11 protein-coding genes are annotated in these 10,159 nt (G+C 50.5%); 4 read left to right on the top strand and 7 right to left on the bottom strand.

Annotated features, from left to right (window positions below; translation table 11 throughout):
• The first annotated feature begins 126 nt into the window (after nucleotides 1-126).
• From MoGM_RS02640 to MoGM_RS02625, 4 genes are all read left to right on the top strand, one after another.
• Nucleotides 127-1,038, top strand: a complete 912-nt coding sequence (locus tag MoGM_RS02640; protein ID WP_104368651.1) for a dihydropteroate synthase — start codon at nucleotides 127-129, stop codon at nucleotides 1,036-1,038.
• A gap of 118 nt (nucleotides 1,039-1,156) precedes the next feature.
• On the top strand, nucleotides 1,157-1,933 hold the full coding sequence (gene cdaA, locus MoGM_RS02635; RefSeq protein ID WP_104368650.1) for a diadenylate cyclase CdaA: 777 nt from the start codon (nucleotides 1,157-1,159) through the stop codon (nucleotides 1,931-1,933).
• A 191-nt stretch (nucleotides 1,934-2,124) separates the two neighbouring features.
• Complete coding sequence (pta, locus tag MoGM_RS02630; protein ID WP_104368649.1) at nucleotides 2,125-3,135, top strand: phosphate acetyltransferase; 1,011 nt, start codon at nucleotides 2,125-2,127, stop codon at nucleotides 3,133-3,135.
• 25 nt (nucleotides 3,136-3,160) lie between these two features.
• Nucleotides 3,161-4,354, top strand: coding sequence for an acetate kinase (locus MoGM_RS02625; protein WP_104368648.1), 1,194 nt, complete (start codon nucleotides 3,161-3,163; stop codon nucleotides 4,352-4,354).
• Here MoGM_RS02625 and MoGM_RS02620 read toward each other — a convergent pair.
• The 7 genes from MoGM_RS02620 to MoGM_RS02580 form a co-directional block, all read right to left on the bottom strand.
• Complete coding sequence (locus tag MoGM_RS02620) at nucleotides 4,351-4,740, bottom strand: hypothetical protein (protein ID WP_104368647.1); 390 nt, start codon at nucleotides 4,738-4,740, stop codon at nucleotides 4,351-4,353. The two genes, MoGM_RS02625 and MoGM_RS02620, sit on opposite strands and share 4 nt — an antisense overlap.
• Nucleotides 4,741-4,834: 94 nt before the next feature.
• On the bottom strand, nucleotides 4,835-5,197 hold the full coding sequence (locus MoGM_RS02615; RefSeq protein WP_158249545.1) for a DUF3244 domain-containing protein: 363 nt from the start codon (nucleotides 5,195-5,197) through the stop codon (nucleotides 4,835-4,837).
• Between the two features lie 147 nt (nucleotides 5,198-5,344).
• Nucleotides 5,345-6,841: a lipopolysaccharide assembly protein LapB gene (locus MoGM_RS02610; RefSeq protein WP_104368645.1), complete on the bottom strand. Its 1,497-nt coding sequence runs from the start codon at nucleotides 6,839-6,841 to the stop codon at nucleotides 5,345-5,347.
• Nucleotides 6,842-6,993: 152 nt separating this feature from the next.
• Entirely contained in the window at nucleotides 6,994-7,758 is a 765-nt protein-coding gene (locus MoGM_RS02605) for a UDP-2,3-diacylglucosamine diphosphatase (protein ID WP_104368652.1), read from the bottom strand.
• 74 nt (nucleotides 7,759-7,832) lie between these two features.
• Nucleotides 7,833-8,153, bottom strand: a complete 321-nt coding sequence (locus tag MoGM_RS02600; RefSeq protein ID WP_104368644.1) for a metal-sulfur cluster assembly factor — start codon at nucleotides 8,151-8,153, stop codon at nucleotides 7,833-7,835.
• A 644-nt stretch (nucleotides 8,154-8,797) separates the two neighbouring features.
• Nucleotides 8,798-9,637 (bottom strand): glutamate racemase, encoded by an 840-nt coding sequence (murI, locus tag MoGM_RS02585; RefSeq protein ID WP_104368641.1) that lies wholly within the window; start codon nucleotides 9,635-9,637, stop codon nucleotides 8,798-8,800.
• 27 nt (nucleotides 9,638-9,664) lie between these two features.
• Nucleotides 9,665-10,159 carry an OmpH family outer membrane protein gene (locus tag MoGM_RS02580; protein ID WP_104368640.1) on the bottom strand — a complete coding sequence of 165 codons (495 nt, stop codon included), beginning with the start codon at nucleotides 10,157-10,159 and terminating at the stop codon, nucleotides 9,665-9,667.

Raw genomic sequence — 10,159 nt, 5'->3', positions numbered from 1 at the left:
GGAGAGACCGGTGCTCGTTATTTTTTTATAATAACAAGCATTGACCGTATCATTGCAGAAAAAAAACTTCAATAATCACTATATTAAGATTATTATGCTTAATTTTGCCACCGTATTCATACACCGATGAGCAAGCGAACAGATTATACAATAAACATAAACGGCACACTGATGGATTTCAACCGTCCGAAAGTGATGGGCATTCTCAATGTCACGCCCGACTCCTTCTATGCCGGAAGCCGGAAACAGACGGAGAGGGAGATTGCCGCCCGCACAAAAGACATAGTCGAGCAGGGGGGCGACATAATCGATGTCGGCGCATTTTCAACACGCCCGGGAGCCGAACAGGTAAGTGAGACGGAGGAAATGAGCAGGTTGCGACACGGCCTCGGCATCGTATGCCGTGAGGCGCCGGGAGTGCCTGTCAGCGTGGACACGTTCCGGCCGGATGTGGCCCGCATGGCTGTCGAGGAATATGGAGCCGCAATAATCAATGACGTATCGGCGGGAAATATAAATGGCGCGTTCGGAAGCGCCAATCCGATAGCCCCCACCGGAAACGCCATACCGGGAAAAACAAAGGCCGACGGGGCACCGTCACCGGAAACAGCGACAAGCATACCACCGATGTTCACCATGGCCGGACTACTGGGCGTGCCGTACATACTCATGTCGGTACGTGCCACATTGCATGAAATGATAAAAGGCTTCGCGGCCGATATTAACATGCTGCGGGCCGCCGGAGTGAAAGACATCATTCTCGACCCGGGCTTCGGCTTTGGCAAAACAGTGGAGCAGAACCATGCACTGCTCGCCGAGACAGACAAGTTGCAAGTGCTCGGACTGCCAATACTCGTAGGACTGTCTCGAAAATCAATGATATTCAAGCCGCTCGGCATCACTCCCGACGGTTCACTGAATGGCACGACAGTACTAAACACCATCGCATTGACACGCGGCGCATCGATACTCAGGGTACACGACGTGCGCCAGGCGGTGGAGTGCGTGAGGCTTGTGGGGCTGTCGGAAGACTTTTAAAACAATACCAACGACCAAACGCAAAGCACGGCATGAGCCCGACAGAACAGCCACTGCACGTGAAATACCACCAGGCAAGAATGATACTCAAACATAAATAAACAACAAACGGACTATAATGTTTTTCGAATTCGGAATAAAAGACGCAATAGACATCCTGCTGGTGGCACTGATGCTCTACTACATATACCGGCTGATGAAAGAGTCGCGCTCGCTGAATGTGTTCATCGGCATAATGGTATTTGTCGTACTCTGGCTGTTCGTTTCCCAGATAATGGAGATGCGGCTGCTTGGCTCGATAATGGACAAGCTGGTGAGTGTCGGAGTGATCGGTCTCGTCATTCTGTTTCAAGACGACATACGCAAGTTCCTTTACAGCATCGGTACAAACCGACGGATGAAGATGCTGATGCGGCTTTTCTCATCCGAGACAAATGAAAAACTGGAAGGAAAGAAGGAAGAGATAACACAAATCGTACTTGCGTGCCTGAGCATGAGCCGGCGCAAGGAAGGCGCTCTGATTGTCATGGAGCGTGTATCGCCGCTCGACGACATTGTTGAGACGGGAGAACGTATAGACGCCACCATAACGCAACGGCTCATTGAGAACGTATTCTTCAAGAACTCTCCCATGCACGACGGCGCAATGATAATATCAAAAGGAAGGATAAAGGCCGCCGGCTGCATACTGCCGGTCTCGCACAGTCTGGACATCCCCAAAGAACTGGGACTGCGCCACCGCGCCGCCATGGGAATGTCACAGGAAAGCGACGCAATCTCAATTGTGGTATCGGAAGAGACGGGAAGCATTACGACAGCCATCAACGGGGCTTTTCAACAACGGCTGTCGGCCGAAAAACTCGAAAGCATACTCACAAGAGAATTGATAGGATAATCTTAAAGGTAAAAAGGCTGAAAGGGTAAAGGGTAAAGGGCTACGCTTAAAGATGCCTTACCGTTTACTTTTTTACCTTTTAACCTTTAAAAACCATTCAACCGGCAGCACTTTTTCGGAATATTTTTTTTACTTTTGTAGTCAATTAGCTATACCGGATAATATATAGAAAACACATAATAAAAACAACTATGGATTTAGTACAACAAATCATTGAACGCGCTAAAAACAACAAACAGCGCATCGTGCTCCCCGAAGCGGAAGAGGAGCGTACACTGAAAGCGGCAGACATGGTGCTGCGCGATGAGATAGCAGACCTCATTCTCATCGGAAACCCGGCCAAGGTAGAGGCCATGTGCAAGGAATACGGCCTTGAGCACATCGGCAAAGCCACACTCATAGACCCGGAAAACAATCCCAAGGCAGAGGAATATGCAGAGCAACTCGCCGAGATCCGCAAGAAGAAAGGAATGACGATAGAACAGGCTCGCGAACTGGTAAAGAACCCGTTGTATCTCGGTTGCATGATTATCAAGACCGAAGGTGCCGACGGACAGATCAGCGGCGCGCTCAGCACCACCGGCGACACCCTGCGCCCCGCCCTGCAAATCATAAAGTGCGCCCCCGGCATAAGCTGTGTAAGCGGAGCGATGCTGCTCATCACCAAACAGCCGCAATACGGTGAGAACGGCATTCTCGTGGTCGGGGATGTGGCCGTGACGCCGATGCCCGACGCCAACCAGCTTGCCCAGATTGCCGTATGCACGGCTCAGACAGCAAAGAGCGTGGCAGGATTTGCCGACCCGCGCGTGGCAATGTTGAGCTTCTCGACAAAGGGCAGCGCAAGCCATGAGGTAGTGGACAAGGTCGTTGAAGCGACAAAAATAGCGAAGGAAATGGATCCCGGACTGAAAGTCGACGGCGAACTGCAAGCCGACGCGGCTCTCGTTCCGTCTGTCGGAGAGAAGAAAGCCCCGGGCAGCGACATCGCCGGACACGCCAACGTGCTCGTATTCCCCAATCTCGAAGTGGGAAACATCGGCTATAAACTCGTTCAGCGACTGGGTGACGCAGAGGCGCTCGGCCCCATCCTCCAAGGCATCGCACGCCCGGTGAACGACCTCAGCCGCGGATGCTCGGTAGACGACATATACAAGATGGTGGCAATAACCGCCTGCCAGGCAATGGACGCAAAGAAATAAGGAAATAAACTTTAAATAAAAAACAATGAAAATTTTGGTTCTGAACTGCGGTTCATCGTCTATCAAGTACGCGCTGTACAACATGGACGACCGCTCAGTGATGACATCGGGCGGCGCCGAGCGCGTAGGACTCGACAACGCTTTCGTGAAAGTGAAGCTCGCCAACGGCGAGAAAAAGCAGATAATGCACGACATTCCCGAGCATACAGAGGGAGTGAAGTTCATTTTCAGTCTGCTCACCGACCCCGAAATAGGAGTTATCAAAGACCTCAAAGAGATTGATGCTGTCGGTCACCGCATGGTGCATGGCGGCGAGAAGTTCAACAAGAGCGTGGTGCTGACGGACGAAGTGCTCAAAGTATTCGAGGAGTGCAGCGACCTCGCACCGCTCCATAACCCCGCCAACCTCAAAGGCGTAAACGCCGTGAGCGAGCTGATGCCCGGCCTGCCGCAGGTAGGAGTGTTCGACACCGCTTTCCACCAGACGATGCCCGCCAAGGCGTATATGTATGCCATACCCTATGAGCTGTATGACAAGTATGCCATCCGCCGCTACGGTTTCCACGGCACGAGCCACCGCTATGTGTCAAAGCGCGTATGCGAGTTTCTCGGCGTGAAGCCCGAGGAGAAGCGCGTCATCACCTGCCACATAGGCAACGGAGGCTCAGTGGCCGCCGTTGAGAATGGCAAGTGCATAGACACGACAATGGGTCTCACCCCGCTCGAAGGCGTGATGATGGGCACCCGCTCGGGCGACATCGACGGAGGTGCTGTCTCTTTCATACAGAAGAAACTCGGTCTCGATGCCGACGGCATCTCCAACCTGCTCAATAAAAAGAGCGGCCTTTTCGGTATCACCGGCATTTCAAGCGACATGCGCGAGATTGACGCCGCGGCCAAGAACGGCGACGAGAAAGCCCGACTCGCTCTCGACATGTACTTCTACCGCATAAAGAAATATGTAGGCGCATACGCTGCCGCCATGGGAGGCACGGATATCATCGTGTTCACTGCCGGAGTTGGCGAGAACCAAGCAAACATGCGCGAGGAAGTGTGCCGCGACATGGAGTGGATGGGCGTGAAACTCGACAACGAGAAGAACGCCACCGTACACGGTGAGGAAACAATCATATCCGCTCCCGACTCCAAGGTGACGGTCGTTGTCGTTCCCACAGACGAGGAACTGATGATTGCCACAGACACAATGGAGCTGCTCTAAGAAGCAATACACTCGCCGAAACGAGCAAAAAGACAGCGGGCGGCCATCAGATGGCCGCCCGCTATCATGATAAAAACATTCTGTTGCAAAGAGAACAACAAAACTTGACAAACATCGTAATCGTTCATATCTTTCAACTCTTTCACTTCCATAGCTGATAAGTCAATCTTTTCATCTTCCGCTAACTGCACAAGTTCATTTCTCATTTCACATCCTTGCTGTACCAATGGCGATAAAATTTCCTGTGCTTCCTGTTCTGTCATTGTTACGGTTGTTCTGGTATCAGTCCCTAAGCGTTCCGCCAAATTAGCGTTAATACTGTTTAGCAGGTCTGTGTCCACACCGTAAGTCAACATTACATTGTCAACCTCAGAGTCTTTGTTCATGACCCTCTCTTCATTATCACAACTATACAACACCAGCAAACATGCTTAAACAAATAGAATAATCTTTTTCATTTTTTATGTGAAATAAATATAATTATTTTTCTATCAAGAATTCCCCTTTGAATGCTTTGTCGTCCGTAATGATTTCGATGGATACTTTTTCATCGTTTACATCCTCCGGAATGTTTATTTGTTGAGGAGTGTTTCCGATATTTCCCATTGTCATATAGATTGTATTGTCATATTTATCTTTAATAGATACAGTAGCATTTTCTATCGTAGAGTCGCACCGAATTTCAATGGTTCCATCCTCGTATGACACTTCCGGATTATTTGTTATATTAGGTTTACCTTTACCGTTGTTTTCAATTAGCTCCTCTAACGGAATAACATCTTTTGCCATAATACTGCCGCAGATTATCATAAAGGCTGCCATTGTTAATAGATTTGCTTTCATACGCTTTATCATTTAATTTATTTTCATCGCCAAAAGTATGAATAAATCGATTAAACACAAAGAAATCAAGTTTACAAAACTGTCCGCAATTTATTTTAGTGAAGTAAAACTTGTCCGCAAAACTGTCCGCAAATTCGTGTAAACAGCTTATAATGAGCGTATTATCTTATCCCACTCCTCTGGGTGCTTTTTCTCTCCGAAAGCACGTCCATAAAGTTTGTTCCGTGCCGAACATACTCCCGAACTCGTTAGATTGACAAACTCTTTGATGTCGCTCAATGATATACCGACCTTCAAAAGCAGGCAGATACGGTAATCCTTTTCGCTCATTTTACACAGTTCGCTCAGCTTCTGATCGAAATCAGGTGACACTTCATTCACCGCTTTGCGCAGTTTTTCCCAGTCTTCGCTACGCAAACGCTTATTTGACATAGGATTATTAATTAAAGATACAATATTCTTATATATCTCATAATCCTCTATTTCCTTTCCTGTACTTCTTTCCCGCTTTGCCCTTTCATTCGCCTGCGATACCAATGCCTTATACTTTTCAAGTTTGTATCTCAGCAAAACTCTCTTATACCGATAATGTATAATTATCGCTAACAGTATTGTTATTGCGATAGTGCCAATAGACAATGAAATAATCACAAGTCTTTCCGTATTTTCTTTTTCCGCTTTCAGTTTCTGAGCTTCTTTCTCACGCAACTTATAGTTATATGCGGCATCAGCTTGTGCCACAGCCTCGGCCGATGTTATTTGCTGTATGGTATCGGTTGTCAGCTGGAATTGCTTTAAGTAATGAAATGTCTTGCCTTGTTCGCCTTTGTACATGCTATATTCGGCAAGCTCCCTATATGCTTCCCGTCTTGCGTAAATATCACTTTCACGTATTAGCTTTTGGTAGCAATAGATTGCAGAGTCTGTCATTCCCATTTCTTTGAATAAACAGGCTTTTACATATAATATACTGTTTCTGTCGTATGGGTCACCGTAGTCTGTCGCTATTTTGAGATATTGTTTCGCTTTGTCTAATTGTGAGTCTGTTATATATGTCCTTGCCATCTGTCCGCAAACGGTGGCTTCCATGTCTTTATTCCCCTGCTCACGGGCCAAAGCCAGTGCTTTATTGTAAAAATGAAGTGCCAGAGTAACTTCCTTCTTTGCCCGATACATGCTTCCGATGTCACGCAAAGCGAAAATCATGCCGGTGGTGTCTTTAAGATGTTTATCGTCTATATACGACTTCTTATACATCCCCATGGCTTCGTCTGCCAGCCATTGGAACCAGAATATATCTCCCACCTGTGAGTAAATTTTACCCCTCAACTTGCTCGGTTCGTCGGGCAGCAGGTCAACGGCTTTTTGGAAATAGTCTGTAGCCTGCGGGTTGTCGCGCAGCGATTTGTACACCTTTCCGGCGTAATAGTACACCTCGAGCAGCATACGTTCGTCGCCCTCGTCCTCATAATAGCGCACGAGACGCACTGCGATGCTGTCCGATGTGTACTCACGATATGTGTAGGCCATGGCTTTGAGCCTGAGCAGGTCGAAATACATGCGCTCGGGCAGCGGGGCGGCAGCTATACTGTCGGCCATGGCGGCGATGCGGGTCTCGGCCTCGTCGGGGTCGGTCTCTATCATACCGTATATCGACGTCAGACGCCCGGGCAGGTCATAATGTCGGCTGCACGACGCAAGTATAATGAATATACATAGCAAAAAGATTGTTGTTTGTGTCGATGCCTCATTGCTTGTCGCCGGTTATTGCTTTTCGTGTGGCCCCGGAGCGATGGTTACGGCATGCTCTCGCCCTCAACATACTCTTCGAGAAACATATGCTCCCCGTCGTACACGGCGTATGTGAACTGTGTTATCCAGTCGCCGAGGATAAGCATACGCGCCTTCTTGGTCAGTTGCAGGTCAAGCTCTATGTGCCGGTGGCCGTAGATGAAGAAGTCGATATCCGGATGGCTCCTGATGTATTCCTTGGTGTATAGCACGAGATGCTCGCGGTTTTCGCCCATGTATGGCGGTTCCTCTCCATCCGGCCGCTTCATGCGGCTGTGGCGTGCCCAGGCCAGGCCGAAAGCCAGCCCCCAGCGTGGGTGCAGGGCGGAGAACATGCGCTGGCACAGGGCGTTGTGGAACACCCTGCGTATCAGTTTGAACTTGCGGTCGGGGTCGCCCAGCCCGTCGCCGTGGGCGAGCATGAACGTCTTGCCGTATATCTCGGTGGTGAGCGGCCGCTTGTGCAGCGTCACGCCGCACTCGCTTTCAAGATAGTCGTAGGCCCAGATGTCGTGGTTGCCCGTGAAGAAGTGTACCTCCACGCCCATGTCAGTCAGTTCGGACAGCTTGCCGAGAAAACGGGTATATCCCCTCGGCACCGCCGTGCGGTACTCGTACCAGAAATCAAACATGTCGCCGAGCAGATATACCGCCGCCGCCTTGTGCTTTATGTCATCGAGAAACCGCACGAGCCTGCGTTCGTGCATCCGCCCGTGCTCTATGGCGAGAGAACCGAGATGGGCATCGGAAATGAAATATATTGGCTTCATACGCTTTACGGATTTATTGAGGTGAACGGATTTAGCCGGCCGGTGTGCCCCGGGAGGCATCACCGGCACGGACATCACTCGAATCCCAGCTCCACACGGGCCTCTTCGGTCATCATGCTCTTGTCCCACTCAGGCTCGAACACGAGGTTCACGGTGGCGCTCGCCACGCCCTCGACGCTGTCCACCTTCTGCCGCACGTCTTCAAGTATGAAGTCGGCCGCCGGACACGACGGTGCAGTGAACGTCATATCCACCTCCACCTCGCCGCCGTCTTTGACATCAACCTTGTATATCAGTCCGAGGTCATATATGTTCACCGGTATCTCAGGATCGTAAACCGTTTTGAGCACGTCCACTATTCTCTCTTCTATCTTTGTTTTCTCTTCCTGTGTCATGACATTTGTTTTTTTACTTCGTTACAAATTTACACAGATTTTGCGAGAATATGGCATCGTAACGAGTTTTTTTGGAGAAGGGATTCGGGACTCACCCCAGCATACTCCACGCTTGAAAAAACATGCTACGCAAAACTATCAACTATCTTTACAAAACACCTCTCATAATTCGTTTGTTTCAAAATGTAAATCCCACGGCCTAAAATAAGCGAGTTTTGGGCTGTTTTACGCAACCACCTGTATGCCAGCCTAATATGTCTTTCACATATTACTTCCCATACCAAACCTACGCCATCTATCTGAAATCTTTTTCCGTTTAGATACCCGTTGGCTTGCATTTAGACGCTAAATGCAAGCCAACGGGTATCTAAACGCGACGCGATTAGCGGCTAATCACACTCCGACGGGCATCCCGTTGCGGAAAATCGGCGCAACTATCATTTTGAAACAGGGAACATATCGCATCGCATATAGCGGTGTGTATCGTCTTCGCTTTCTATTTCAACAGAAAACGATGTGTCAAATACATGATTTTATTCGTACAAAAACCGGTTACGCCCGCTTTCCCGATATGTTCGGAAAGCGGGCGTAACCGGTTTATAACCTTTCGCACGGCTCAAGACCATCCCCGGACATGCCGGCCGTCAAGGCAGGGTGATGCTGTCCACGCCTATCCGCTCTTTGAGAAATATGCTGGCCGACTCCCTGAACTTGTCGGGGTTCTCCGTTGTCAGATAATGCACGCTGCCGCCTGTGGAACACTTGCGGTCCATCTCGGGATGCTGCCCGAGATATGTTTTCAGACTGGCCGCCACATAGTCGCCCTGAGACACCACCGTCACCCCGGCGGGCGTGTAAAGGCGTATCTTGGGCATCAGCAGCGGGTAGTGGGTACACCCGAGGATGATGGTGTCTATATCGCCGTCGAGCGACATGAGCTGGTCTATCCGCTTCTTCACAAAGTAGTCGGCACCCGGACTGTCGCCCTCATTATACTCCACGAGCGGCACCCAGAACGGGCATGCCACTCCCGAGACATGTATGTCGGGATACAGCTTTGTTATTTCGAGGTTGTAGCTCTCGCTCCTTATCGTGCCCTCTGTGGCGAGTATGCCCACATGGCGCGATCGGGTGATGGAGCCTATAATCTCTGCCGTGGGGCGGATGATTCCGAGCACACGGCGTGAGGGGTCAACGGCGGGCAAGTCGTTCTGCTGTATGGTCCGCAGGGCTTTCGCCGAGGCGGTGTTGCACCCGAGAATGACGAGATGGCAGCCCATGTCGAACAGTCTCATCACAGCCTGCCGGGTGAACTCATAAACCACGTCGAACGAGCGTGTCCCGTATGGGGCGCGGGCATTATCGCCGAGATACAGATAGTCGTATCGCGGCAGCAGGCGGCGTATTCCGTGAAGGATTGTCAGTCCGCCGTAGCCGGAATCGAAGATACCTATCGGTCCGGGAGCTGATGGCAGTGTTCTCATTACTCGCTTGTGTGTCTTGGCCGCATGTCAGAACTGTTCGGCCACGGCCCGGCTGATATCCTCGCCCACGGCCCGGCTGATGAACGGACACGAGTTGTTGTCCGTGTTCACGATAAAGGCATAGCCACGTTCCTCGCCTATTTTCCTCAGTATGGCAGCCAACCTGTCGTGCAGCGGAGAGTATACGTTACGCTCGGCCGCCGCCAACAGGCGTGAGCTCTCTTCCTTGAAAGCTATGTTTCGGGCGAGAAACTCCTGCAACTCGCTCTGCCGCTTTTGCAGTATGGTCTGCGGAAAGTCTTTCAACCCTTCGAGAAACTCCTCGTATTTCTTGTTGAACTCCGTCTCAACCCGCTTGGCCTCGGCATCGTACTTGGCCCTCAGCTCGCTCAACTGGCGGCCGGCTTCGGCATACTCGGGCATCGCCCGCAAGGCGGCATCATAGCTCAGGTAGCCGAATTTCAATGTCTGTACCGCCTGCTGGCGCTCCAATGGCGCTGCGGCTGCACGGTTGCCGTGCAC

The sequence above is a fragment of the Prevotella sp. MGM1 genome (assembly GCF_002933775.1).
Classification (GTDB): domain Bacteria; phylum Bacteroidota; class Bacteroidia; order Bacteroidales; family Bacteroidaceae; genus Prevotella.
Note: the sequence above shows the minus strand (reverse complement) of the source record. Positions and strands in the feature narration are given on the sequence as shown.